The organism is Synechococcus sp. CC9311 (genome assembly GCF_000014585.1).
Lineage (GTDB): Bacteria > Cyanobacteriota > Cyanobacteriia > PCC-6307 > Cyanobiaceae > Synechococcus_C.
The window spans coordinates 1865326-1888746 of sequence record NC_008319.1; the positions used below are offsets into that span (position 1 = coordinate 1865326).

The 23421-nt window shown below is 55.1% G+C and carries 24 protein-coding genes; 15 read left to right on the forward strand and 9 right to left on the reverse strand.

Translation table 11 applies throughout. The features are described from left to right. Positions 1–68 precede the first annotated feature (68 nt). The 5 genes from SYNC_RS09680 to SYNC_RS09700 are packed head-to-tail and all read left to right on the forward strand — an operon-like array spanning position 69 to position 4142. Positions 69–836, forward strand: coding sequence for a PspA/IM30 family protein (locus SYNC_RS09680; protein WP_011620020.1), 768 nt, complete (start codon positions 69–71; stop codon positions 834–836). Positions 837–893: 57 nt separating this feature from the next. Next, positions 894–1220: a thioredoxin gene (trxA, locus tag SYNC_RS09685; RefSeq protein WP_011620021.1), complete on the forward strand. Its 327-nt coding sequence runs from the start codon at positions 894–896 to the stop codon at positions 1218–1220. Then, positions 1207–2400, forward strand: a complete 1194-nt coding sequence (locus tag SYNC_RS09690; RefSeq protein ID WP_011620022.1) for an aminotransferase class I/II-fold pyridoxal phosphate-dependent enzyme — start codon at positions 1207–1209, stop codon at positions 2398–2400. Before trxA ends, SYNC_RS09690 begins: the two co-directional genes overlap by 14 nt. Beyond that, positions 2379–3179, forward strand: a complete 801-nt coding sequence (locus SYNC_RS09695; protein WP_011620023.1) for a biotin--[acetyl-CoA-carboxylase] ligase — start codon at positions 2379–2381, stop codon at positions 3177–3179. The genes SYNC_RS09690 and SYNC_RS09695 overlap by 22 nt, the downstream gene beginning before the upstream one ends. Before the next feature lie 15 nt (positions 3180–3194). Beyond that, a complete protein-coding gene (locus tag SYNC_RS09700) occupies positions 3195–4142 on the forward strand; it encodes a M23 family metallopeptidase (RefSeq protein WP_011620024.1) in 948 nt (315 codons plus the stop codon). A gap of 6 nt (positions 4143–4148) precedes the next feature. Here the strand turns inward: SYNC_RS09700 and SYNC_RS09705 are convergent, their stop codons facing one another. Genes SYNC_RS09705 through SYNC_RS09715 form a run of 3 tightly spaced genes read right to left on the reverse strand, consistent with a single transcriptional unit; the run spans position 4149 to position 7228 of the window. Continuing rightward, entirely contained in the window at positions 4149–4901 is a 753-nt protein-coding gene (locus SYNC_RS09705; RefSeq protein WP_011620025.1) for a response regulator transcription factor, read from the reverse strand. A gap of 37 nt (positions 4902–4938) precedes the next feature. Further along, positions 4939–5664: an ABC transporter ATP-binding protein gene (locus SYNC_RS09710; protein ID WP_041426653.1), complete on the reverse strand. Its 726-nt coding sequence runs from the start codon at positions 5662–5664 to the stop codon at positions 4939–4941. After that, on the reverse strand, positions 5657–7228 hold the full coding sequence (locus SYNC_RS09715; protein ID WP_011620027.1) for an NAD(P)H-quinone oxidoreductase subunit N: 1572 nt from the start codon (positions 7226–7228) through the stop codon (positions 5657–5659). The genes SYNC_RS09710 and SYNC_RS09715 overlap by 8 nt, the downstream gene beginning before the upstream one ends. Positions 7229–7354: 126 nt before the next feature. Between SYNC_RS09715 and topA the strand changes: the two genes are divergently transcribed. From topA to SYNC_RS09740, 5 genes are all read left to right on the forward strand, one after another. Continuing rightward, positions 7355–10072 (forward strand): type I DNA topoisomerase, encoded by a 2718-nt coding sequence (gene topA / locus SYNC_RS09720; protein ID WP_011620028.1) that lies wholly within the window; start codon positions 7355–7357, stop codon positions 10070–10072. Next, positions 10072–10578: a hypothetical protein gene (locus SYNC_RS09725; RefSeq protein WP_049750352.1), complete on the forward strand. Its 507-nt coding sequence runs from the start codon at positions 10072–10074 to the stop codon at positions 10576–10578. The genes topA and SYNC_RS09725 overlap by 1 nt, the downstream gene beginning before the upstream one ends. Before the next feature lie 5 nt (positions 10579–10583). Next, on the forward strand, positions 10584–11228 hold the full coding sequence (locus SYNC_RS09730) for a DUF2232 domain-containing protein (protein ID WP_011620031.1): 645 nt from the start codon (positions 10584–10586) through the stop codon (positions 11226–11228). Continuing rightward, positions 11200–12390, forward strand: a complete 1191-nt coding sequence (locus SYNC_RS09735) for a nicotinate-nucleotide--dimethylbenzimidazole phosphoribosyltransferase (protein WP_011620032.1) — start codon at positions 11200–11202, stop codon at positions 12388–12390. The genes SYNC_RS09730 and SYNC_RS09735 overlap by 29 nt, the downstream gene beginning before the upstream one ends. A gap of 153 nt (positions 12391–12543) precedes the next feature. Beyond that, positions 12544–13437 carry an ABC transporter substrate-binding protein gene (locus tag SYNC_RS09740; protein WP_237699206.1) on the forward strand — a complete coding sequence of 298 codons (894 nt, stop codon included), beginning with the start codon at positions 12544–12546 and terminating at the stop codon, positions 13435–13437. Here the strand turns inward: SYNC_RS09740 and SYNC_RS09745 are convergent. Together SYNC_RS09745 and SYNC_RS09750 are read right to left on the reverse strand one after the other, a co-directional pair. Next, positions 13426–14583, reverse strand: coding sequence for an aldo/keto reductase (locus SYNC_RS09745; RefSeq protein WP_041426654.1), 1158 nt, complete (start codon positions 14581–14583; stop codon positions 13426–13428). The genes SYNC_RS09740 and SYNC_RS09745 overlap by 12 nt on opposite strands. Further along, complete coding sequence (locus SYNC_RS09750) at positions 14580–15185, reverse strand: bifunctional nuclease family protein (protein WP_041426655.1); 606 nt, start codon at positions 15183–15185, stop codon at positions 14580–14582. Before SYNC_RS09750 ends, SYNC_RS09745 begins: the two co-directional genes overlap by 4 nt. Before the next feature lie 58 nt (positions 15186–15243). Here SYNC_RS09750 and SYNC_RS09755 point away from each other — a divergent pair, with 58 nt between their 5' ends. Together SYNC_RS09755 and SYNC_RS09760 are read left to right on the forward strand one after the other, a co-directional pair. Continuing rightward, positions 15244–15906: a riboflavin synthase gene (locus SYNC_RS09755; RefSeq protein WP_011620036.1), complete on the forward strand. Its 663-nt coding sequence runs from the start codon at positions 15244–15246 to the stop codon at positions 15904–15906. A 73-nt stretch (positions 15907–15979) separates the two neighbouring features. Further along, the gene (locus SYNC_RS09760) at positions 15980–16570 is read left to right on the forward strand and encodes an HdeD family acid-resistance protein (RefSeq protein ID WP_011620037.1); all 591 of its coding nucleotides are present in this window, start codon (positions 15980–15982) and stop codon (positions 16568–16570) included. Between the two features lie 49 nt (positions 16571–16619). Here the strand turns inward: SYNC_RS09760 and SYNC_RS09765 are convergent, their stop codons facing one another. The 4 genes from SYNC_RS09765 to SYNC_RS09780 all read right to left on the reverse strand — a co-directional run bounded on the left by SYNC_RS09765 (position 16620) and on the right by SYNC_RS09780 (position 20211). Further along, entirely contained in the window at positions 16620–17030 is a 411-nt protein-coding gene (locus tag SYNC_RS09765) for an AbrB family transcriptional regulator (RefSeq protein WP_011620038.1), read from the reverse strand. Between the two features lie 96 nt (positions 17031–17126). Continuing rightward, entirely contained in the window at positions 17127–17729 is a 603-nt protein-coding gene (locus tag SYNC_RS09770; RefSeq protein WP_011620039.1) for a cytochrome c oxidase subunit 3, read from the reverse strand. Continuing rightward, on the reverse strand, positions 17726–19390 hold the full coding sequence (gene ctaD / locus SYNC_RS09775) for a cytochrome c oxidase subunit I (RefSeq protein WP_011620040.1): 1665 nt from the start codon (positions 19388–19390) through the stop codon (positions 17726–17728). The genes SYNC_RS09770 and ctaD overlap by 4 nt, the downstream gene beginning before the upstream one ends. Beyond that, positions 19387–20211 (reverse strand): cytochrome c oxidase subunit II, encoded by an 825-nt coding sequence (locus tag SYNC_RS09780; RefSeq protein WP_011620041.1) that lies wholly within the window; start codon positions 20209–20211, stop codon positions 19387–19389. Before SYNC_RS09780 ends, ctaD begins: the two co-directional genes overlap by 4 nt. Positions 20212–20440: 229 nt before the next feature. Here SYNC_RS09780 and SYNC_RS09785 point away from each other — a divergent pair, with 229 nt between their 5' ends. Genes SYNC_RS09785 through SYNC_RS09795 form a run of 3 tightly spaced genes read left to right on the forward strand, consistent with a single transcriptional unit; the run spans position 20441 to position 23419 of the window. Beyond that, positions 20441–21373: a heme A synthase gene (locus tag SYNC_RS09785; protein ID WP_011620042.1), complete on the forward strand. Its 933-nt coding sequence runs from the start codon at positions 20441–20443 to the stop codon at positions 21371–21373. Positions 21374–21392: 19 nt separating this feature from the next. Further along, complete coding sequence (locus SYNC_RS09790; protein WP_011620043.1) at positions 21393–22376, forward strand: heme o synthase; 984 nt, start codon at positions 21393–21395, stop codon at positions 22374–22376. A gap of 29 nt (positions 22377–22405) precedes the next feature. Beyond that, positions 22406–23419 carry a daunorubicin resistance protein DrrA family ABC transporter ATP-binding protein gene (locus SYNC_RS09795; protein WP_041426657.1) on the forward strand — a complete coding sequence of 338 codons (1014 nt, stop codon included), beginning with the start codon at positions 22406–22408 and terminating at the stop codon, positions 23417–23419. The last annotated feature ends 2 nt before the right edge of the window (positions 23420–23421 follow it).

The following is a 23421-nucleotide window of genomic DNA, read 5'->3' on the forward strand; positions in this document are numbered from 1 at the left end:
ATGAATTTGGACCTTAGTGGGGAAAGGTGGTCCAGCTCGCTAATCTCTTGCAGTGCTCGCACCGATTCATGGGTTTCTTCGACCGGCTCAGCCGTCTGCTGCGCGCCAACCTCAATGATCTTGTTAGCAAAGCTGAGGATCCCGTCAAGATCCTTGATCAAGCCGTCTCTGACATGCAAGACGACCTGGTCAAACTCCGACAGGCTGTTGCGATGGCAATCGCCAGTCAAAAACGGCTCAAAAACCAAGCAGAGCAGGCCGAGTCTCAAGCTCGTACCTGGTACGAACGCGCCGAGCTCGCACTCAAGAAAAACGAGGATGACCTAGCACGTGAGGCCCTCACCCGTCGCAAAACATTCCAAGAAACGGCCACGTCTCTTGGCACTCAGGTTCAAGCTCAGAGCGCTCAAGTTGAAACCCTCAAAAAAAGCTTGGTTGCTCTGGAAGGAAAGATTGCCGAGGCTCGAACCAAGAAAGACATGCTCAAAGCCAGGGCGCAAGCCGCCCAGGCTCAACAGCAGCTCCAGAGCGCTGTTGGCAGCATGGGAACCAATTCAGCCATGGCTGCATTCGAGCGCATGGAGGACAAGGTTCAATCTCTCGAAGCCAGTAGCCAAGCAGCAGCTGAGCTCGCTGGTGCTGACCTCGATAGCCAGTTCGCGGCGCTTGAAGGTGGCGACGATGTGGACGATGAATTGGCAGCCTTACGAAAGCAGGTCAAAGGAGGCTCGGAGGCTGCAGCTCTCCCAGCAGCGGACTCTGAGGTAAAACCCGTCAAGGTGGAAGAGGTTGATGCCGATCTCGAGGAGCTGCGTCGATCTATCGACAAACTGTGATGAATCAGCTCCTTCAGCGGCCGAGTCCATAGGATTGCTTCAGTTCAACTATCGCCCGTGTCTTCAGCTGTTTCCGACTTCACAGATGCAGCGTTCGAGCAGGAAGTGTTGACTGCATCTACGACCGTTTTGGTTGACTTCTGGGCCCCATGGTGTGGCCCATGCAGGTTGATGGCGCCATTGATGGACTGGGCTGCTGAGACCTACGCCGACAGCCTTTTAGTGGGCAAGCTTGAAGTGGATGGCAACCCAATCACCCGCGATGGGTTCAAAGTTCAAGGCATACCAACTCTGATCCTGTTCCGTAACGGCCAGGAAATTGCTAGGCACGAGGGGGCCATTGCCCGCCCTCAGTTGCAATCCTTTCTGGATGCTCACCTCTAAGCGTCTGGCTCGCCTCGGGAGCGGAGTGTTTGATCGCAATGATCAGCGCAAGCGCTTGTACAAGCTCGGGGGAACCCAACAACAGCAACCGCTCATCGACCTCTCCCTGGGATGCACCGATTTGCTTCCCCCGCCTGCTGCAGTTCAGGCCATGGGGGACCGCCTCCAGGAGCCAAGAAGCGCGGCCTACTGCCTGCACGCTGCAACAGCCTCGTTTCGGGAGGCAGCAGGGGCCTGGTGTAATCAGCGACTAGGTGTGTCGGTGGATCCTGAGCGTGAGGTTCTTCTCCTTGTTGGATCTCAAGAGGGGACCGCCCATTTCCCGCTGACTGTGTTGGACCCTGGTGATCAAGCCCTGATTCTTGATCCGTCTTACCCCTCCCATCGCGGAGGCCTTGAATTAGCAGATGCTTGCATCCAGACCCTGCCCCTCACTGCGGAGCAAGGTTGGGCTCCGGACTTCAAGGCGATCACAATCAGTCAGTGGGATCAACTGCGTCTCTTGATGCTTGGTTTTCCCCACAACCCCACAGCCTGTGTTGGTCAACAATCCTGGCTGGATGAAGCGATGGGTCAGGCCCAACGCCATGATCTGGTGGTCGCCCACGACAATCCTTATTTAGATCTAGCGCTTGAGGGAGAAGCCCCTTCCCTTCTGCGTTGTCCCCACTGGCGCGAACGCGGGATCGAGTTCTTTTCTCTCTCCAAGGGGTGGTGCCTTGGTGGCTTTCGTCTGGCATTTGCAATCGGAGCCGAACCCCTGATTACGGCCTTGAGGCAGATCAAAAGTGTGATCGATTTCAATCAATGTCAGGCGCTTCAGCAGGGCGCTGTTGTGGCCCTCTCGGACCACGCCGATTGGCCAGCCCATCTCCTGCCGACTTACCGCGAACGGCGTGATCGCACGCGCACTGCATTGTCTGAGCTTGGATGGCCGATCCCATCTCCATCCATGGCTCTGTATCTGTGGATGCCCGTTCCTGCCTGGGCCAGCGCCCAAGGATGGGGAGACGAGCAGATGGCCGCTCAGCTTCTCGAGCATTGCGGGGTTGCAATCACTCCAGGCTCCGGGTTTGGAGAGGCTGGACGTGATTGGCTACGCCTTGCCTTGGTCCGTCCAGTGGCCGAACTTGAGGCTGCAGTTGCACGACTGAAGCCTTGGTGGCATCAGCAGTGCTGAACCATCACCAACGGGCAGGAGGACTCGTCCATCGCCTCCGCAGACAGCAAGCCGATGCTTGGAAGCTGAAATGCAGACCTGTTTGTGCGAGCACAGAAGTTGAACTGAGCCACTGGCTTCAAGCCGTTCCATGGCGCGGAGAACTCCCTCGAGCTGTTTTGGCCGATCACCAAACCAGAGGACAGGGCCAGCGTGGCCGCCGCTGGGAGGCAGCCCGTGGAGGGGTCTGGATCAGCGCTGCTCTTCCCTGGGATTCAAGCAGCGGTCATGCCGACATGCTCGGGCTGATGGTGGCGTATGCGTTATGTGAACGCCTGGAACAGGCGGGACTACCCGTCCGGATCAAATGGCCCAACGATCTCCTTATCAATTCCCGCAAACTGGCTGGAGTACTTCCTCGACTGGTTTTTCGTGGCGATCGTTTACGCATGGTGCGCATTGGAGTTGGAATGAATGTGGCCAACCCGGTTCCCGTTGGGGCCATTGCCCTTCGCGACCTCCTGCCGCGTGGATGCGCCCGACGAGACGTTTGGACGGTGGAGGTGTTAAGAGCCTTGGAGAGAATCCAGACCCTGGCAAGCCGACCGGAGCTTGTGCGACGTGGAATAGAGAACCGCCTTTGGGCCAATCAGGTGAAGGATCCTCAGAGCGGAGAGATCTGGGAGATCCAAGGATTGGCCCTCAATGGAGCCCTTCAACTTTGCCAAGGAGCCCGGACCGCCAGCTGGACCCGCTGGCCTGATGTCAACCATGACAATCTCTACAATCTCGATTTATAAGACTTTTGAAACGAAGTGGTCTTGCGCTGGCTTGCTGCTCCCTTGGTGCTGACCCTGCCCTCTGCTCCGCAGAGCACTCAAAGCCTTCCAGCTCCTCAGGCACCCCTACTTCCTCCAGCTGAACTTCGCGTCAAGCCGCCCCAACGCTTCGATCGCTCGTTGGAGTCCCTCGAACGCAATCAAATCATCACTCCGCAAGAGCGGCGAACGCTGGAGAGAGGAGGCGTTGCCAAGCCCATTGATGTGCGTCGCTTGCAACAAGCCTGTCGAAGTGGCGCTCTGTCCAAGCGTGAGTGCGCAACCGGCGTGGCCTTTCGCGGGCGGTCCAATCGCGCAACGTTCAGCCCAAGGAATCGGCGTCTCGCTCCCATCTCGGTCCCCGTTTCTGCGCTTCTTGCAGGAGCCGGAAATGGCTTTCGCTTGGAGTCCGTCTTCTCGGTTTCGCCAAGACCTCTTGCAATCGCAGGCAATGGTGATCAGCGCTTGCTCTTCCCCATCATTGGCTCTGCAATCACAACCAGTGAATTCGGAATGCGCCAGCATCCCGTGATTGGCCGTTGGTTAATGCATGCTGGGAAAGACCTCGCCGCCCCAGAAGGAACACCCGTCATTGCGGCACTCTCAGGCACGGTCATGAGCAGTGGACTCGCCGGGGGGTATGGCATCGCTGTGGAATTGGAGCACAACTCCCCCAGGAGGCGGACGCTCTACGGACATCTCTCAGAGATCTACGTGAAATCTGGACAGAAGGTCCAACAGGGTGAGGTAATCGGAAGGGTCGGAAGCACCGGCCTCAGCACTGGACCTCATCTTCATTTTGAGCTGAGAATGAAACAGGGCAAAGGGTGGGTGGCAAAAGATCCTGGGGAATTGGATCTCAACCCAATCACAGCATCTGGAACTGATGCCGTCTCGCTGCTTGTTGGTCAACTGATGAACAGTCTCGAGAGAGATAAAGCCTGAACCGATTTATGGGGTTGTGGAAGTACTTTCATCTCTCAAGATGAACCCAACGCCACGAACGGTATGAATCAAAGATGGAAGGTCCTTGTTTTCCACTTTTTGCCTTAAATAGCGTATATAGACATCAAGCAAATTATCGTCTCCGTAAAAGTCTTCTCCCCAGACACCCTTCATAATCTCAGACCTTTCCAATACTTTTCCGTTACCCCGCATCAAGAAGCAAAGCAGCTCATACTCCTTAACAGAAAGCTGGATCTTTTGCCCAGAACGATGCACATCCCTTGTCTCGGTATTGATTGTTAAGCCTCCAACTGACAAAAAGGTTGAATCGGCATCGTTCCCTTGTGCGGAACCCGTAAAGCCCTGAGCTCTGCGCTGCATCGCTCTCAACCGAGCCATCAATTCTTCGATTGAAAAAGGTTTTACCAAATAATCATCAACGCCGGCATCAAGAGCCTTGACACGATCAGCGATATCATCGTGACCGGTCAACATCAAGATCGGAGTTGTGACTCCGCTACTGCGAATTCGCTGACAAATGTCCACACCGGAGAAATCCGGAAGGTTCCAATCCAAAACAATGAGGTCGGGCTCCGGCTGACTTCTGGCTTTGATTAATCCACTGGCACCGTCCGACGCGACCTCGACCTCATAACCCTCTACGTCCAACTCCAAGCGCAACAACTCCGTCAAGTGGACTTCGTCATCCACAAGCAGAATTCGAATCGTTTGCTCAAAGGGTTCTGGCAGCTGGTCCATTCTCAAACTTCAATTAATTTAATCAGGGGAAGGCGTTTTAAAGCATAGGGTTCACGCGGTTTTGAGCCACTCGCTCGACCTTACCGTCGCGAAAGTGAATCACAGTCTGGGCACGAGCGGCCACATCGTCTTCATGGGTAACGAGAACAATCGTGATTCCTTGAGAGTGCAATTCATCAAACAAGTTCAAAACGTCATTCGTCGTGCGTGAATCCAAAGCACCGGTGGGCTCATCAGCGAGGAGGAGGGTTGGCTTATTGATAATTGCTCTAGCAATGGCCACCCGCTGTTGCTGACCACCCGACAGTTGATTGGGACAATTCTCCATTCTTTTGCCAAGACCAACCTGTTGAAGAGCTGCAACAGCCCTTTGCTCGCGCTCCGCGGAGGGAAGTCCGGCATAAATCATTGGCAGCATCACATTTTCTAGAGCTGTCGCATGGGGAAGGAGATGGAACTGCTGAAACACAAAACCCAGTTCCTTGTTGCGCAGATCTGCCAACGAATCGTCATGAAGCCGCTCAACAGCACTGCCGTTGAGGCAATAGGTGCCACTGGTTGGTCTATCCAAGCAGCCAAGAACATTCATCGCTGTGCTTTTTCCTGATCCACTCGCACCCATCACAGCCAAATAGTCACCGCGAAGCACATCCAGATCCAGTCCATTGAGTGCTTTGACCTCCGTTTCTCCAGATCCATACACCTTGCTGACATCTCGGAGCTGAGCCACCGCTGGGCGGCCTTCATCAAAGAGATCAGCCAAGGGAGGCTCCTGAAGATGTAGCAATCGCCTGCTGCAGCAAAGGTGTTCCAGCCACCGTGCTGCTGGCCCACTCAAATAGCGGGTTGGAAAGGATTCCGCCAACAGCCGTGACCAGGACACAAAGCACGAGCGCCACTCTCAAAGGAGGAAGTCCCATCGTGCTCCAGTTGATCGGTGGATAGGCCTTCACAACCTCTGAAGCCTCTTGAGGCTCCTTCACCACCATCATTTTAATGACGCCGATGTAGTAGTAAATCGAAATAACCGAGGTCACAAGGCCCACAACCACCAAGACGTATTGGTGGTCCGCCCAGCCAGCAAAAAACAAATAAATCTTCCCGAAGAAACCGAGCATCGGTGGAATTCCGCCAAGAGAAAGAAGGCAGAGACTCAGACCAAGGGTGATCAGGGGATCTTTTTGATACAGGCCCGCATAGTCAGAAATGCGGTCGCTTCCCGTTCTGATCGAGAACAGAATGATGCAAGCGAACGCACCCAAGTTCATGAAGAGATAGGTGGCCATGTACAGCACCATTGCGGCAAAGCCGTCTTCAGTGCCGCATACAAGACCGATCATTACGAATCCGGCCTGTCCGATTGAGCTGTAGGCCAGCATTCTCTTCATCGAGGTCTGGGCTAACGCCACCACGTTGCCCAGCGTCATGCTGAGAATCGCCAAAACGGTGAAGAGAAGTTTCCATTGCGTATCGAAACTTCCAAAACAGCCGACAAGAAGTCTCAGGGCCAGGGCAAAACCTGCTGCCTTGGAACCCACCGACAAAAACGCCACAACAGGGGTAGGAGACCCCTCGTACACATCAGGCGTCCACTGATGGAAGGGCACAGCAGCAATCTTGAACGCCACCGTTGCAAGCACAAAAACAAGCGCTAGAGCGGCCAACGGTGTGGGGCTCGTGACCAAAGCATTACCAATCACTTCCAAACTGGTTGAGCCACTCAGGCCATAAAGAAGCGAAGCTCCATACAGGAATACGGCCGCCGCAGCCGATCCCACAAGCAAATATTTGAGCGCTGCCTCTGAACTACGAGCATCGCGCTTCATGTACCCCGACAACAGGTAACTGGCTACGGAAAGTGTCTCGAGCGAGACGAAAACGCTCACCAGATCTGTTGCACCGCAAAGCAGCATTCCGCCGAGGGTGGCTGCCAGCAGGATCGCCGCATATTCCCCAACTGGAGTGCCACTTTGCTCGGCATATCGCCAACTAATCAGAAGAGAGAGAAGGGTGGAGAGGGCAACAACAGCACGAAAGGCAATCGCAAGGTGATCGGAAAGGAAAGCACCTAAAAACGAAGGCTCAAGGGGTGCATTCCATTGAAGGGCAAGCAAAACCAGGGCACTACCTAAACCCGCATAACAAATGGGTGGAACCCAACGAACTGAAACTTTTTCTCCTGCCAGATCCACCAACAACGTGGCGATCATCGCCACTAAAACAGCGGCCTCAGGTCCAACCGTGCCGGCATGCAAAGCAAGGTTGAGCAGCTCCCCAGGAGCTGCCACGGCCTGGGTGGAGAGAAGCAGAGAACCCAACTCGGGCATAGCGAGTGTGGTCAAACCAATTGGAGGGACTGTAGCTGCGCTCCTGCTCTTCCCTGAGTGAATTCCCTGATTTCGCTGCAGAAAGCTCGGCGGTGCGATAAAGAAGGGGACGGTTACCGACCCCACGTGGCGAACACCCTGGTCATCGTTGAAAGCCCCACAAAGGCACGCACCATCCGTGGATTCCTCCCCAAGGGCTATCGGGTGGAAGCTTCGATGGGCCACGTGCGGGATCTGCCGAACAACGCAAGTGAGATTCCTGCAGCTCAAAAAGGTCAAAAGTGGGCCAATCTTGGAGTCAACACTGAGGCGGACTTCGAACCCCTTTATGTGGTCCCCAAGGACAAGAAAAAAATTGTGCGCGAGCTTAAAGACGCTCTGAAAGGCGTTGATGAACTGCTGCTAGCGACTGACGAAGATCGCGAAGGAGAAAGCATCAGCTGGCATTTACTTCAGCTGTTGTCACCGAAAGTCCCGGTGAAACGAATGGTGTTTCACGAGATCACGAAAGAGGCCATCTCCCGGGCACTGGATGACACGCGTGAGCTCGATATGGAGCTGGTGCATGCCCAGGAAACCAGAAGAATCCTCGACCGACTGGTGGGCTACACCCTCTCGCCCCTGTTGTGGAAGAAAGTTGCCTGGGGGCTTTCGGCCGGACGTGTTCAATCGGTGGCTGTCCGACTGCTCGTACAGCGAGAGCGGGCTAGACGCGCCTTTCGTAGTGGCAGCTACTGGGATCTGAAGGCTGCTCTCGAGCAGCAGAGCATCCGCTTTGAAGCCAAGCTCACGCACCTCGACGGAACGAAAGTCGCCACCGGCAGTGACTTTGATGAAAGTACTGGCGGCCTCAAGCAGGGCAGCAAGGTGCGGCTCCTAAGCGAAGACGACGCTCGCTCCCTATCGCTTGCTCTTCAATCGTCTGATTGGAACGTCTCCTCGGTCGAGGAAAAGCCAACGGTGCGCAGGCCCGTTCCGCCGTTCACGACCAGCACGCTGCAGCAAGAATCAAATCGCAAATTGCGTCTTTCAGCGCGGGAGACGATGCGCTGCGCTCAGGGCCTTTATGAACGCGGTTACATCACCTACATGCGCACCGATTCGGTGCATCTCTCCGACCAAGCCATTACGGCTGCACGCAGCTGCGTGGAATCGCGCTACGGCAAGGACTATCTGAGCAACGGGCCCAGGCAGTTCAGCACCAAGTCACGCAATGCCCAGGAAGCTCATGAGGCGATCCGACCTTCAGGGGAAAGCTTCCGAGCTCCCTCCGAAACTGGCTTAGAAGGGCGTGATCTGTCCTTGTACGAGCTGATTTGGAAGCGGACAGTCGCGAGTCAAATGGCAGAAGCCCGACTCACCATGCTCGCGGTGGATCTCACGGTGGGAGAAGCAGTGTTCCGCTCCAATGGAAAGCGCATTGACTTCCCTGGATTTTTCCGCGCCTACGTCGAGGGCAGCGATGACCCTGATGCGGCTTTGGAAGGTCAGGAAGTGTTGTTGCCTGCTCTGAACGTTGGTGACTCCCCCAAAATTCACGACGTCGAAGCGCTCGGACACCAAACCCAGCCGCCTGCTCGCTTCAGCGAAGCCTCCCTGGTAAAAATGCTCGAAAAAGAAGGAATCGGCCGTCCTTCCACCTACGCCAGCATCATTGGGACGATTGTTGATCGAGGCTATTCCTCCCTCAATAACAATTCGCTCACACCAAGCTTCACGGCCTTTGCTGTGACCGCCCTGCTGGAAGAACACTTCCCCGACTTAGTGGATACCGGATTTACCGCCCGCATGGAAACCACGTTGGATGAAATCTCCACAGGGAAAGTGCAATGGCTGCCTTACTTAGATGGATTTTTCAAAGGTGATGAAGGACTGGAGTCTTTGGTCCAAAAACGCGAGGGAGACATCGACCCGGGAGCATCACGCACGATTGACCTCGAAGGCTTGCCTTGTGTAGTGAGAATTGGACGCTTCGGGGCGTATCTCGAATCCAAACGTGTTGGGGACGACGGAGAAGAGGAGCTAATCAAGGCAACCCTGCCCAAAGAGATCACCCCTGGTGAACTGGATCAGGAACAAGCAGAACTCATCCTCAAGCACAAAGCGGATGGTCCAGAAGCGCTCGGCGAAGATCCCGAAACGGGAGATCTCGTGTACTTGCTCTTCGGTCAGTACGGCCCCTATGTGCAGAAGGGTCAGGTCAGCGATGAGAACCCCAAACCGAAACGGGCCTCCTTGCCGAAAGGGGTGAAGCCCGAAGATCTGAAACTGGATGACGCACTAGGGCTACTGCGCTTGCCCCGTCTACTGGGCGAGCATCCAGAGAGCGGCAAGGTTCAAGCTGGCTTGGGTCGCTTTGGCCCCTATGTGGTTTGGGACAAGGGAAAAGGCGAAAAGGACTATCGGTCTCTCAAGGGCGAAGACGACGTGCTCGCAATTGGTTTGAGTCGTGCCCTGGAACTACTCGCCATGCCCAAACGCGGTCGAGGGGGAAGGACGGCGCTCAAGGATCTTGGGAAACCGGAGGGAAGCGAAGAGACCGTGCAGGTCTTTGATGGTCCCTACGGCCTCTACGTCAAACAAGGAAAAGTGAATGCATCACTGCCGGAAGGGAAAGGGGCCGACGACATCACCTTGAAAGAGGCGATCGAGCTACTCGAGGCAAAAGCCGCCACCAAAAAAACCACAAAGCGCAAAACCTCAACGACCAAGAGCACCAGCAAAGCCAAAAGCACGACCAAGAGCGCAAAAGCCAAACCTGCTGCCCGTAAAGCACCAGCAACGACTAAAACCGGACGCCTTCGCGCGAGTGCAGTGCGCATCATCCGACCTGGTGACGCTTAATGCGCGCGCGGTGGTTGCTGATACCGCTGCTGCTCGCCTTACAGGCCTGCTCAGAAACAACATTTGGGCAGAAGCTGGCCGATAGCTTCGATTCACCAGCCACACCAGCCGCGGCCCAGCAGACACCAAACTCAAAGCTGGATCAAAAGCCAGCCACCGCCCTGAAGGAACCAGCGAAAGCCGAAGACGCGCTCGAAAAGGACAAGGCAGAGTTGGATGCTGAAGCAAAGCCAACAGAAGCGGAAGAGCCAAAGACCATCAAAGAAGAGTTAACCAAAGCGAAACCCGCCAACCAAGAATCAGCCCCCGTCCGCTCGATGCCCGCCGACCCTCGGCCCTACCGCATCACGATTCGCTTAGCGGCCGCTGATCCTGCCGCACCGGCGGAAAGTGTCACCGATGTCTTACGTCGCGCCGGAATTGGTTTCGAAGTCGAAACGATCGAGAAAATCCCTTCGAGTCAGTCCTCAAAAGCAACCACCAGTGACAGCGCAGGGCAGCCCTAAACGTGATGGAACCACGCCTCAGCCGTCGACAAGCGCTGCGCATGATGGAGGCCTCTTACCTGGCGGCGGCGGCGGCCTTGATTTGGCTGGCTCTGTACTACTTACCAATCGGCGGAGCCCTGTTCCGTCTTGCCCTGCCGCTGCCCTTAGCGCTGCTGCTGGTGCGTCGGGGCAGTCGCGCCGGGGTTGAGGGCGTTGTCGTAGCGATTCTGCTTCTGGTGGTGCTCATGGGTCCTCTGCGTGGGCCCCTGATGCTGTTTCCCTATGGATTGCTGTCGCTTTGGCTGGGGTGGTGCTGGCACAAAAAAGTGAGCTGGTGGATTAGCTGGGGGCTCGGCGTCGTCATTGGAGCTGCTGGATTTCTGGTGAGGGTGGTGGCGCTGTCCTTGATGGTGGGCGAGAACCTTTGGTTGGTGATCACAAGAGCCGGCGCCGGACTCCTCGATCGCGTCCTGGAGTTGATGCAGCTGCCCCTCGCCCCTGATCTGCTTTTGGTGCAAGCCATGGCGATCACGCTCGTCGTGGTGCAGCAGCTCGTTTATGTGCTGGCTCTTCACGCTTTGGCTTACTGGATCTTTCCCCGTCTCCAAGCTCCGATTCCTGAACCTCCCCCCCTGCTCCATGGCCTGGTCGCCCTCGACCCTCTTTGAGCTCCCAGCTGGATGCACTCGCCTTTCGGGCCGAGCATCCGAGTTTTGGACCGGTGCCACTCACCGCTTTTGGTCCGACCCAGAACCTGCTCCCGATCTGTTACTGCTTCTGTCCTCCACTTTGACCGCCGAGGTGGAAGGCATCTCTGCAGCCGGTGCCACCTCTGAATCACGCCGCTATACAGCCATTGCTGACGCTGAGTTGCTTCTCTATGGGCCTTCCCATCGGCCTCGTTGGCCTTTACCGCCTCTGCCCGCAGGCGTCTCGCCGGCGTTGATCAGTTGGGTTGCTGCGGAAGCCCTACAGATCCAGCCCTGGGTGGGATCGATTGGGCTATCAAAGATGCCTCCCTTCGCTCATCTTCGCTTTGAAGATCCACAGCTCGGTCCAGCCGCCTGCATCAGCACTGGGCACTCCATGACGCCTGAACGCGTCCTACAGCTGTTAACCAAGGGCCAACGCTTCGGTGAGCGTTTGAGGCACCCACTTGTTCTTGCTGAATGTGTCCCAGGAGGAACCACCACAGCCTTAGCCGTTCTTCGTGGTCTTGGACTTCCCGCCAATAACCTGATCAGCGGTAGTGCCATCCATCCACCGATGGCCTTGAAACGTCAACTTGTGCGTCAGGGGCTGCAATCCGCAGAGCTCAGTGCAATCCCCTCGGCACAGGAGCTTTTAGCTGCCGTGGGAGACCCTTTTCAGGCTTTTGCAACCGGGTTGCTGATCGGATCCCTCTCGAGCGGTGAACCCCTCCTCTTGGCTGGAGGCAGTCAGATGGCTGCCGTGCTTGCACTTGCCTTAAGCATGGTCTCTGCCAAAGAGCGCCGCTTGCTGTCCAATCAAGTGCTGATTGGCACAACGGCCTGGTTGGCTGGGGAAGTGCTGACGCCAACCGGAAGCAAACGCGCATCACTGGTCGAGCTGCTCGCATTACTGGAGGATCATTTCGATGTTGCCATCTCTGCGCTGGCGAGTGGTCTGCGCTTTCGCGATAGTCGACACCTCTCGCTGCGTGACTACGAGCTCGGTCACGTCAAAGAGGGGGTGGGTGCCGGTGGCCTTGCATTGCTAGCGCAGCTGCGTGGACTGTCCTTAGACCGCATCAGCCAGGACTGCGACAACGCCATGGATCAATTGCTCAAATCCAAGCTCAAACCCTAAAAATCCCTCAGGAATCCAGCCCCGTAAGGTTTGAGAATGATCGGCCCATCTACTCAAACCGCTTCGTTTCGCCGGCGACAGTTGCTTCAGGCCAGCTGCATAGCAGGCCTGTCATGGCTCGCCGGCTGTGCGCGATCCAATGGTTCGCCCATCATGCGGGCCCCAACAAAGACCCTGCCTGCACCGTGGCAAAAGCAACTCAAGGCTCCGTGGCGCATTACAGAGCTGAAAGCCTTCGTCAGCTCTGACCCCCCGTGGCTCTCCTCCACCGATCTGCTCACGATTGGAGACGGTTGGTTATCGAATCTCAACCCAGGATCGTTTCAAGCGATTGATGCCGCTCCTCTTCAATCGCAATTAGGACCTTTAGCAGAGCAGTTTCTCTCTGAATTGCCGACATCCTGGAAAGGCAAAATTTTTCCTGTGGGGGTCAGCCCCTGGGTGCTGCTTTTTCGAGGAGAACCAGCCCTCAAAGACCAAGCGTCCAACAGCTGGGATGTGCTGCTGGATCCAGAGTTCAAAGGCAAGGTCCTTTTACCGTCGAGCCCACGACTGGTGATGTCGCTGGCAGAGCACATGCAGACCCCTGATGCGCTGCGACGCCTCAGACAGGCAGCCATCAGCTTTGATGATCGACACGCCCTCAACTGGTTGCTGCAAGGCGATGCACAAGTAGCAGTGCTGCCACTGCAACGGAGCATGGGAGCGCTTCTTCGAGACCAAAGGCTGCATGCAGTGCTGCCTGCGCAGGGGGCGCCTCTGAACTGGACTTTGATGCTGCGCCCAAGTTCAAGCAAAGAGCCCTTACCTCAAGACTGGGTCAAAAAAGCCTGGGAAGAACCACTGCTGAGTCGGCTCCTCTCTGCAGGATGGGTCCCCCCCTTGGCTCGATCAAAACTCAGTACCGCAATGTCGCGGGTGCCAAAACGGCTTCATGCCCTGGTTCTTCCATCCAACGAGATCTGGCAGAGCTGCTGGAATCTTGCCCCTCTGGATCCGTCTGAGCAGGACGCTCTGAAAGCCAAGTGGAAGGCCTCAGCCCCATAAACGTCGTCGAGGGGCCGCAGCCAAAAGCTGATGGGTCTCCGCCAACAAATCAGGAATCGCCAGTTGATGGGGACATCGTGGAAGGCAATCCCCACAGGTCTCACAGCCTTCGGCATTGACCTCCTCCCACCAGTGGCCAGCGCGCCCAATCAAGTTGTAACGCTCTTCTGTGAACTCCTTGAGGTCATGAGCGAGTCGAAGGTTGCGCAGTCGCAGCAGCTCAGGGATAGGAACCTCCTGCGGACAGGGAAGACAGGCTCTGCATTGTTGGCAAAGCGTTTCCCCGAGCCGCTGTTGACGCAAAAGTTCCAAGCGTGTCAAAGCGGTCTGTTCTGCAAGGGTGAGCGCCCCATCGCTGCTGGCCATGGAGGCGGCAAGGTTGAGATCGGCCGGGCTGTTGGCCCCGACCGTCAGGGTGCTTATCCCAGCAGCTAACAGGTAGCGGTAAGCCAGAGCTAAGGGTTCCCATGGCTGGCAATCTGCCTGTAGCAATGAGCTTGGTGCTTGCAAGCGTCCACCCTTATCTGCAGGGGAGATCGCCATAACGCCCATTCCTCCAGCCAGCGCTTCCAATGCCAAGGGGAGCCGTGCTGGATCCAAGAGATGGAGATGGAGGCTGCAGAACTGAAAGCGACCACTTGAGATCGCCCGCGCGATCAATGAATTGGAGCCATGGCTGCTGAAACCAACCTGACCCACAAGCCCAGATCTCAGGGCCCATTCCAAGAGCCTGGCTCCTTCCCCGTCGATCGCCCAATGCAGGTGTTCCGCACGATTCAGACCATGGACCGCCAGGCCATGCAAAAAGGGACGTCCCAACCGTTCAAGGCATGCCGACAAGGCGCGTTGCCCTTGTTCAAAAGACAGGCTTGGAAGGAGTTTGCTCGTGATTAACCACCCCCCCTCAGGGGCAATTCCTTGTTGCTCCAGCTGATCCAAAGCCTGCCCCAAAAAGACTTCAGCAGGGCCATAGGCGGGTGCCGTCTCGAGGTGATTGATCCCAGCAGCATGGGCTGCTCGTACTACGGCAACCATTTGCTCGCGGTCTTTCAACGCACGCATCGTGCCCAGGGTGAACAAGCTCACCGCGGGACCCTTGCCAAAGGCACGACGCACTCCAGAACCAGCCAAAGGCTCTGTTGTCATCCCAAATTGTCGTCGTCCGTTTCTTTGTCTGATGGATCGTCCTGCGGTTGTCGCGTCTCAAGATGCCGAACCATGGCGGCAGGACTGACCTGATCTAAAAATCGTCGAAACTCGTTTCGATCCTCTGCATCCGCTTCTGCATCCACCGCGATCGAGGCTTCAGCGACCACTTCCTCCAACATCCAAATGCTGCTGCCTGTACGAATGGCAAGCGCAATGGCATCACTGGGCCTGGCATCAATGTCCAACGGTTCTTCGCTCGCCTCGTTCTCCTCGATCGACTCACCTTCTGTGAAGTCCTCAATCGCATCGCTTGGCACGTCATGGCTGAGTTTCAAGACAGCGCGAAACGTGCTGTCTTCAATCGCATGGATGATGACCCGCTCGAGATGCAGTTCACCAGCAGCCAACAAGCGCACCATTAAGTCATGGCTTAAAGGGCGAGGAGATGGCTCTCCATTCAACCCAGCCATGATGTTATGGGCCTGGGCCTGATCGATCCAGATCGGCACTTGTCGCCGTCGAGATAGATCTCGAAGCAGGACGATCGGACTCCGGCTGGCGGCATCCAGAGCAATCCCAATCACGCTCATTTCCACCATCGACGGCTCTCTCCCCCTTCCTCGATTATGACCAGTGAACACACGCTGAATGCACAGCATGTTCACGGGTCTGGTGCAAGCTGTTGGTTGGATTGAGCGCCGCGGCAATGGCCTCGCGGTGAGTGGCTGCTCTCCGTTCGCTCCCCTTCAGCTGGGGGACAGTGTCGCCGTTGACGGCGTCTGTCTAACGGTGGCAGAACTAGTCGGTGATGGATTTCTCGCCAATGTCAGCGAAGAAACGCTGCAACGCAGCACACTCGGCCGCAAAGCATCTTCGGGCCGTTCGGTCAATTTGGAGCCAGCCCTCCGCTTGTCCGATCGCCTTGGCGGACATCTCGTGAGTGGTCATGTCGACAGTATCGGCGAAGTCGCAAGCATCGAAGCCCTTAGCCAATCGTGGAATCTCGAGCTGCGCTGGCGAGATGCCGCCTATGGCCGGTACGTCTGTGAAAAAGCCAGTATTGCCGTCAATGGCATCAGCCTCACAGTTGCTGGGTGCAGTGATGCTGGTGCGCGATTTTGGATCGCCGTGATTCCACACACCTGGATGGCGACGGCATTGCGGGATCTCGCACCGGGGGATGAGGTGAATTTAGAAATCGATCTTCTCGCTCGTTATACAGAACGCTTGCTCGGACACTCGCGAGAAGGAACAGCATCCAACTCTGGGAACCACAGCTCTATGAGCTCTGAATGGCTGGCCTCCCACGGGTGGAGCTGAGGGAACATCACAAAAACGGGTCAGCACTTCGGAGAATCAATACCTTTCGGGGGTTGTCTCTTTTACAAAGTTCATGACCGCTGACGATCGTCCCGATTCGGTGGGGACTTTTAAAGCTTTCGCCATCGCTGAAGGCATTTTGCTGATCATCTTGGGCGTCCTCGCCCTGATCTTTCCGGTGATTGCGTCCGTATGGGTCACTGGAGTGATCGCCGTTGTCTTTCTTGTTGGAGGAGTAGTGGGTTGGATCAGCAATCTGGCCCGCTCGAAACGCATGGGGCGCTGGATTTGCTTCTGGCGTTTAGTCGTCTCAACCTTGTTCATCGTTGCGGGGGCTTCGATGATCAGCAATTTCCGAAGTCCTGCGGACGCGGCACAACAGGTCGCAACCCTGTCGTTAGCAATCGGCATCGTATTTCTTGTTGAGGGTGTGGTGGCCTTTTTCAACGGCCTGTCTCACAGCAACCGTCCTGGAGCGGGCTGGGCCGTTGCCAACGGCGTGATCACGTTCATTCTTGGGCTGCTGATCGTGACGCTGAAGTTCTGGGGCTTGCTTTGGGTACTGGGCGTACTTGTAGGCATCAGCTTCCTGTTCAGCGGCATTGACCTGATCGCGTTGAGCTCAACCATTCACAACGATCAAGATCCTCCAGCTGCTGCCTGATCACCTAGAAGTCAGTGTCTTAAAGCCAGTGAGCACAATGACCCGGGTCTCAACCTGGGTCCTTTGTTGTGTCTTGATCCTGCTCAGAGTCCACCTCTGCAACCTTGAGCTCCTTGTTATTCATCGGAAGAAGAAAGATGGAACGAGAGTCTTGGCGCAGTTCAATCCGAAACTCCTGACCCGGTTCTAGGCCAAGGCGACGTGTATAGGCATGGCCGATCAGCAGATTTCCATTCCCATGAACCCGGGTCTTGAATTCAGCTTGGCGACCTCTAGTTCCACCACCACCAGAACTGGAAGAGGGCAACTTGTATCCCTTCGCTTCCACTAAAGCTTTGTAGAAGCCCTTACGCAGAACGCGGCCACTGGGACCGACATAGCCGCATCCCCTAGCAATTTCGTCTTCAGAGCGATTGCTGAGTGACCGGGCCCTGTTCAGCAATTCCTGGCCAGTGAGCATCTAACTCATGAAATTTGATTTTATTCTGGCCAAAACTCTCATACGAAGCAACAAAAGTTTCGAAATAAGATTGGAAGCATTAGGAACCAAGCTCGCTCAGATGAGATAGAGAATGACAAATAAGACAACCCAGATGCCGTCAACGAAGTGCCAGTAGAGCTCTGCAGCTTCAAGGGGGAAGTGATTATCTGCTGTGACGCGCCCTTCAGGAGTACGACATTGCCACCAGACAATCAGGATCATCAGTGCGCCCAGGGTTACGTGCAGACCATGGAAGCCAGTGAGAGCATAGAAAGTGCTGGCATAAAGATTGTCAGTCAACCCGAATGGCAAGGTGAAATACTCCACCATCTGACTCACCAAAAAGGCCAAGCCCAGAATGGCTGTCAGAAGTAGCCAGCTCCTGCAGCGTTGCATTTCACTTCGGCGCAGATTCACACCAGCGCGATGGAAGGTGGCACTACTAACAAGCAAAAGAATTGTGTTCAGCGTTGGAAGTGGAAGCTCCAACTCATACACAGCACCAGGGAGAAGAGGGTTAACGGCCTTAAACGTGAGATAAGCAGCAAAGAACCCTGCAAATGTCATCGCGTCAGCCACCAAGAAGGTGGCAAGCCCAAACATGCGGTGGTCGGGATGGCTTTCTTCGTGATGCCCTTGAATTTCAACTGCTTGGTCTTGAGGCGATAGGGAAGTCATCGGCCGTTGCTCCATAAATCACTGCCACTGGCATCTTTCAAATCGATCTGGTCTGCAGGGATTCCATACCCATAGGGGTGAGTGACCAAAGGAGGTTCACCTTTCCAGTTCTCTACAGGAGGTGGAGAAGTGGTCAACCATTCAGGGGTCAAGGCACGCCAAGGGTTGTCTCCAGCAATCTCACCGGAGCGTGCACTCGCAAACACGTTCCAGAGAAAAGGCAAGGTACTGAGGGCCATCAGCAGGGCGCCAACGCTGCTGATCTGGTTCACAAACGCAAATTGAGGATCGTATTCAGCAACACGCCTTGGCATGCCATTAAGGCCGAGCCAATGCTGGGGGGCAAAGCAAAGATTGAATCCAATAAACGTCAACAAAAAGTGAAAACGCCCAAGCTTTTCATCTAACATCCTCCCCGTCACTTTTGGGAACCAGTGATAAATAGACGCGAAGATCACGAAAACCGATCCCCCATAAACAATGTAATGGAAGTGAGCGACAACAAAATAGGTATCGTGAACATGGACGTCAAAAGGAACCTGTGCAAGCGCGACACCAGTGATCCCGCCCAAAACAAAGTTAATGATAAAACCGCAAGAAAAGAGGACAGCACTATTAAGGCTGATCTTCCCTCCCCACAGAGTGGCTAGCCAGTTAAAGAATTTGATACCAGTTGGAACCGCGATAAAAGCCGTCGCGATTGTAAAAAACAGGCGCATCCATGGAGGTGTACCGCTGGTAAACATGTGATGAGCCCAAACAACAAGTCCAAGAACAACGATCGCCATGATCGAATACACCATCGTGGTGTATCCAAATAGAGGCTTCCGGCAATGGATCGGCAGAATTTCACTTACCAAACCAAATGCCGGCAACACCATGATGTAAACGGCTGGATGGGAGTAAAACCAGAAGAGGTGTTGATAAACAACAACATTTCCACCCATTCCAGGATTAAAGAATCCTGTATGAGCAACAATATCGAAGCTCAGAAGAATCAAGGTTCCAGCAAGAACGGGTGTTGACAGAACAACAAGAATGCTCGTTCCAAGCATCGCCCAGCAATACATAGGTAATTGCATCAGCTTCAATCCAGGCCGACGCAATTTCAGAATCGTAGCAATAAAGTTGATTCCACCAAAAATTGAACTTCCCCCAAGCAATAAAACGCTCAGAATCCAAATAATCTGACCAGTCGCCGGAGTTGTGAGGCTGAGCGGTGGATATGCTGTCCAGCCTGACTGAGCCGCACCAGTAATGAAATAACTAGTGATCAGAAGTAATCCAGCTGGAGGAATCAACCAAAATGCAACAGCATTCAGCCTTGGGAAGGCCATATCCCTGGCTCCCACATAAAACGGAATCAGATAGTTGCCAAAGGCACCATTGACCACCGGAACGATCCAGAGAAAGATCATCACAGTGCCGTGCAATGTAAGCACCTGGTTATAAACATCCCGGGGCATAAAATCAGCCACAGGGCTGGTCAGCTCTGTACGAATAGCGCCAGCAAGGGCACCACCAATAAGGTAAAAAGCGAACCCACACACAAGATATTGAAGCCCGATCACTTTGTGATCGACGCTAAAACTGAGATAGCGAAGCCAACCAGTGGGTTGCAACGAGGGGGGCTTGCTTTGCTGCGGAAGGGTGAGTGTCATGCCTCAGATACAGGGAGCTTGCGATTGGCTTGGAACCAGGCGTCGTAGTCATCAGCCGACTCAACCACCACCGTGGAACGCATACCCCCGTGATAAGGGCCACAAAGTTCAGCACAAACCACTGGATAACGACCAGGGCGGGTGGGAGTGAAATTAAGCAAGGTGGGCTGGCCTGGAATGATGTCCTGCTTGAGCCTGAATTCCGGAACCCAGAAGGCATGAATCACATCTTTAGCCTCCATTTTCAATGAAATGGGTCGTCCTGATGGGACATGAAGTTCTCCAGAAATAATGTCTCCATCGGGATAATGGAAAAGGAAAGCAAATTGCATCGCCGTGACCTCAACTGGCAAAGGTGACACCGTCATTTCAGAACTGGCTTGCATTGCACCTGCCGTCCCAATTCCTCCCCAAACCCTCTCTTCGGTGGCTTGAGACTCACCATGTCCCCCATGACCGAGTGGAACCATTCCACCCATTCGTTCATAGATGTCGTAACTGAATAGACCTACGAAGAGAACAACAATCGCTGGGACAGCGGTCCAAAAAATCTCCAGCGGCAAATTGCCTTCCAGTGCAATCCCGTCACCAATCTGTCCAGCTTTGCGGCGGAAACGTACAAGGCTGAACACCACAAGCCCAACGATTCCTACAAACAAAATCGTGCCGATGCTGAACAGAACACGAAACAGTTCGTCGTAAATGGGTGCATTGACGCTGGCATCAACAGGAAGAAGGTTGATGTTTTGGCCAATCCACAATCCACCCAGCACAAGGATCATTCCCAGCACAAGAGTGAGAATTGCCGAGGGGATGGGCACGAAACTCCTGGTACATGTCCCATCAGACTATGGAGATCTCATGCCTTCTTCATGCAGTGATTGTTAAAGCAGCCTGAAGTTCCTGCTAACACACCTGTTTCAGGGCGTTGTTGTCAGCAAAGGGAGATGTTGGCGCTTTTGAAAATGTCGGAGACCTGTTAATAACGTGCCGTTTGTGATCAGATCGCTAGTTTCCAAAAACAAACCATGTGATTAGGAGGGACAGTCGTTGACTTCATCAGCAACAGTTCCGATTCGTTTGCGCCTGGCGCAGCTCGCCGCTCACCTGGTCGTAGCTCTCATTGCCCTCGTAGTAATTGGAGGGGCAACCCGTGTCATGGAAGCAGGGCTGGCCTGTCCTGATTGGCCTCTCTGTTACGGGAGCTTGCTGCCTGGCCGCCAGATGAATCTCAAGGTGTTCCTGGAGTGGTTTCACCGCCTGGATGCCTTTGTTGTTGGCATCGCTCTGCTCGTCCAACTCGGTGCCGCCTGGTTCTGGAGAAAGGAACTGCCCCGCTGGTTGCTGCCTCTGTCTCTCCTTTTAGTCCTGTTAGTGGTTCTTCAAGGAGGGCTCGGCGCTCTGACCGTGCTTCAACTGCTTCCCTCCGCAGTGGTCACAGCCCATCTCGTTCTGGCTCTGACCCTGGTCATCGTGATGAGCGGACTTACGCAAAGACTTCTGCACAAAGGATTTATAGGATCAGCCGCCCCTCGCTGGTGGCCCTGGCTTGGCGGAATCAGCCTTGCTGCCGTTTCAGGCCAATGCCTTCTCGGAGGCCGAATGGCAACTTCATGGGCGGCCCAACGTTGCTTACAGGAGGGTCAGTCCTGCCAATGGCTTCATTGGCATCGCAGTGCCGCAACCCCAGCAGCGGTTTGCGTTTTGCTGTTTGTTGCAACAGCTCTCATCGCCGGCGGCTGGGCTCGTCAGCAATGGCCCCTCCTCCTCACAGCCACTTTCTTGGTCTCAACCCAGATCGGTTTGGGGGTTTTCACGTTGAGGCTTGGTCTGAGCCAGCCCGCGGTGACGGTGTGTCATCAACTCGTTGCCTGTCTGCTCGTGGCCGTGCTCGCGGCTCTCACCTGGAGGCTCCCGTCAGCACCCGACTCCCCCCCCACGATCTCTCACGATTCTTCAACCCTGGAGCCCTGTCATGGCTAGTTCAGCTTCCGTTGCTCCAATGCCACCATCCCTCACAAGAGAGGAGGTGGTGCCATCTCGCAAGAGAATCAAACTTCCCCCCTGGCTTGAGGTTGCCAAACCAAGGCTGATCCCACTTCTCCTCGCAACCACCTTGGGAGGAATGGCTCTCACCGAAGGCTGGCCACTCTCCTCACCAAGGCTGGTATGCACCCTTGGTGGTGGTGCATTAGCGGCAGCCGCTGCAGGAGTTCTCAACTGTTTGTGGGAGCAGGAACTGGATGGACGCATGCTGCGCACAAGTGGTCGAGCCCTTCCCTCTGGACGGTTGTCACCATCTGCGGCCTTTGTTGGAGCGGTGTCCTGCACTCTTGCTGCAGCGGCTCTTCTGGTCAGTGGGGTTAATTGCCTTGCAGCTGGACTATCTCTCCTAGGACTCTGTAGTTATGTCCTGCTTTACACCGCGCTTCTTAAGCCCCGCACCACGCAAAACATTGTGGTTGGCGGTGTTGCTGGCGCTATCCCACCCCTGGTCGGAGCGGCTGCAGCAACAGGCCACATCGGCCTTGGTGGATGGTGGCTGTTCGCGCTTGTGATGGTATGGACTCCAGCCCATTTCTGGGCACTTGCCCTGCTTTTGCATGACGACTATCGGGCCGTTGGCATTCCAATGCTCCCTGTCGTCAAGGGACCGTTGGTCACCACGAGGGCGATTCGACGCTACGGATGGGCCACGATCTTGCTGAGCTTTTTGGGCATTTGGGCTCTACCCGAAGGTGGTGCGTTGTATGGGCTGTTAATCCTTCCCTTCAACGGTCGCCTTCTACAGATGGTGGAGCGTCTGGCGGCTGAGCCCAACAACCGGGATCGCGCTAAGGGATTATTTCGTTGGTCGATCCTTTATCTGTTCGGAGTCTGTCTCTTGCTTGTCATGAGCCGAATGTCTGGTGCCGCTCAGTTTGACCTGCAAGTGAGGGCCGTCGTTGACATCCTCTCAGGCGGATTTCTGACTGTCGCTTCCTAGATTCTTTACTCTCGCTTTTGGACGGTTCCATGTCCCTGATCGTGCTCGATCACCTGGAAAAGTCTTACGGGACGATTTCAGCGCTCAGGGACTTGAGCTTGCAAGTCCCTGAAGGATGTCTGTATGGCCTGCTGGGACCCAATGGTGCTGGCAAAACCACAACACTGAGAATTCTTGCCACTCTTCTGGCTCCAGATCTTGGCAATGTCCGCATTGCTGGCCTGGATGCCTTAAAAGACCAACGGGACGTTCGGCGCCTCATTGGATATGTCGCTCAAGAAGTAGCGATTGACAAAATCCTCACCGGGCGAGAGCTACTTGAGCTTCAAGGCGACCTCTATCACCTACGACCAAAGCAGAGGAACCAACGGATCGACGAACTGATTGAGATGTTGGGCATGAATCCCTGGATCGATCGTCGATGTGGCACCTATTCAGGGGGCATGCGTCGTCGACTTGATTTAGCGGCAGGTCTCTTACATCGCCCCCAACTGCTCATCCTCGACGAACCCACTGTCGGACTTGACATCGAAAGTCGAGCCGTGATTTGGAACGTGCTCCGTGACTTAAGAGACCAAGGCACAACGGTTTTGCTGAGCACCCATTACCTCGAGGAAGTGGAAGCACTCGCAGATCGAATGGCAATTATTGATGCCGGAACAGTGATTGCGGAAGGCACACCGGACGAACTCAAGACACGTCTTGGAGGTGATCGGGTCACCTTGCGTGTGCGTGAGTTCAGCAATGAGAAGGAAGCAGAGACGATTCGTGAGTTGCTTGAACCCCTTGATGGCGTTCAGAACATTGTGATTAATCGCTCGCAGGGCCATTCACTGAACCTTGTGGTGGATGGAGAACAGGTGCTTCCTCGCCTTCGTCTGTGTTTGGAAGAAGCAGGACTTCCGGTGTTTGCCCTCGCCCAAAGCAGGCCCAGTCTGGACGATGTTTACCTTCAGGCCACAGGACGCACCCTGATGGATGCCGAGCTGGCTATTGCCGGTCAACGTGATTCCAAGCAAGAGCGCAAGCAAGCCATGAGGTAACG

Excerpts from the sequence above, each read along its gene's own strand:
- SYNC_RS09680 (WP_011620020.1), top strand. The coding sequence starts at position 69 with ATGGGTTTCTTCGACCGGCTCAGCCGTCTGCTGCGCGCCAACCTCAAT.
- SYNC_RS09715 (WP_011620027.1), bottom strand. The coding sequence starts at position 7,228 with ATGCCCGAGTTGGGTTCTCTGCTTCTCTCCACCCAGGCCGTGGCAGCT.
- ctaD (WP_011620040.1), bottom strand. The coding sequence starts at position 19,390 with ATGACACTCACCCTTCCGCAGCAAAGCAAGCCCCCCTCGTTGCAACCC.
- SYNC_RS09770 (WP_011620039.1), bottom strand. The coding sequence starts at position 17,729 with ATGACTTCCCTATCGCCTCAAGACCAAGCAGTTGAAATTCAAGGGCAT.
- SYNC_RS09750 (WP_041426655.1), bottom strand. The coding sequence starts at position 15,185 with ATGGTGGAAATGAGCGTGATTGGGATTGCTCTGGATGCCGCCAGCCGG.
- SYNC_RS09745 (WP_041426654.1), bottom strand. The coding sequence starts at position 14,583 with ATGACAACAGAGCCTTTGGCTGGTTCTGGAGTGCGTCGTGCCTTTGGC.
- SYNC_RS09690 (WP_011620022.1), top strand. The coding sequence starts at position 1,207 with ATGCTCACCTCTAAGCGTCTGGCTCGCCTCGGGAGCGGAGTGTTTGAT.
- SYNC_RS09705 (WP_011620025.1), bottom strand. The coding sequence starts at position 4,901 with ATGGACCAGCTGCCAGAACCCTTTGAGCAAACGATTCGAATTCTGCTT.
- SYNC_RS09735 (WP_011620032.1), top strand. The coding sequence starts at position 11,200 with ATGGCCTGGTCGCCCTCGACCCTCTTTGAGCTCCCAGCTGGATGCACT.
- SYNC_RS09725 (WP_049750352.1), top strand. The coding sequence starts at position 10,072 with ATGCGCGCGCGGTGGTTGCTGATACCGCTGCTGCTCGCCTTACAGGCC.
- SYNC_RS09730 (WP_011620031.1), top strand. The coding sequence starts at position 10,584 with ATGGAACCACGCCTCAGCCGTCGACAAGCGCTGCGCATGATGGAGGCC.
- SYNC_RS09740 (WP_237699206.1), top strand. The coding sequence starts at position 12,544 with ATGCGGGCCCCAACAAAGACCCTGCCTGCACCGTGGCAAAAGCAACTC.
- SYNC_RS09795 (WP_041426657.1), top strand. The coding sequence starts at position 22,406 with ATGTCCCTGATCGTGCTCGATCACCTGGAAAAGTCTTACGGGACGATT.
- SYNC_RS09760 (WP_011620037.1), top strand. The coding sequence starts at position 15,980 with ATGACCGCTGACGATCGTCCCGATTCGGTGGGGACTTTTAAAGCTTTC.
- SYNC_RS09790 (WP_011620043.1), top strand. The coding sequence starts at position 21,393 with ATGCCACCATCCCTCACAAGAGAGGAGGTGGTGCCATCTCGCAAGAGA.
- SYNC_RS09755 (WP_011620036.1), top strand. The coding sequence starts at position 15,244 with ATGTTCACGGGTCTGGTGCAAGCTGTTGGTTGGATTGAGCGCCGCGGC.
- SYNC_RS09765 (WP_011620038.1), bottom strand. The coding sequence starts at position 17,030 with ATGCTCACTGGCCAGGAATTGCTGAACAGGGCCCGGTCACTCAGCAAT.